Source organism: Gluconobacter sp. P1D12_c (assembly GCF_018812105.1).
Taxonomy (GTDB): domain Bacteria; phylum Pseudomonadota; class Alphaproteobacteria; order Acetobacterales; family Acetobacteraceae; genus Gluconobacter; species Gluconobacter oxydans_A.
In genome coordinates this window covers 1-350 of sequence record NZ_JACSIQ010000925.1, presented here as the reverse complement: position 1 = coordinate 350, position 350 = coordinate 1, and the positions used below count along the sequence as shown (strand labels likewise).

Sequence of the window (350 nt, the reverse complement as noted above, 5' to 3'; positions counted from 1 at the left end):
GGGCTGAAACACCATGTCAAAATTCGCCATTCTTCGGGTTCAGAAACTCAAATCGCCCAAGTCCGTCAGGGCGTCCATGAAGCACGCCTACCGAGAGCAGGATACGCCAAACGCTGACGCCACGAGAACGCCAGACAATGACCTGATCGGGCCGCAGAACGTCAAACAGGGCATGATCGCGTTCGAGAAGGCGCTACCTGAGAAGATCCGCAAGAACGCCGTCCAGTGCATCGAATACCTGGTCACGTCCTCACCTGGCGCGTTCGAGAACCGGAACGCTGACCAGGAGGCGTATTTGGGGTCACGACACGAAAGTGTATTTTACGTACGCTTAGGGTGAACACCTACAG

The 350-nt window shown here is 55.7% G+C and carries 1 protein-coding gene; it reads left to right on the top strand.

What is annotated here, in order from left to right; genetic code table 11:
* Positions 1-13: 13 nt before the first annotated feature.
* Complete coding sequence (locus KP705_RS19815; RefSeq protein WP_252348427.1) at positions 14-340, top strand: plasmid recombination protein; 327 nt, start codon at positions 14-16, stop codon at positions 338-340.
* Positions 341-350: the final 10 nt, after the last annotated feature.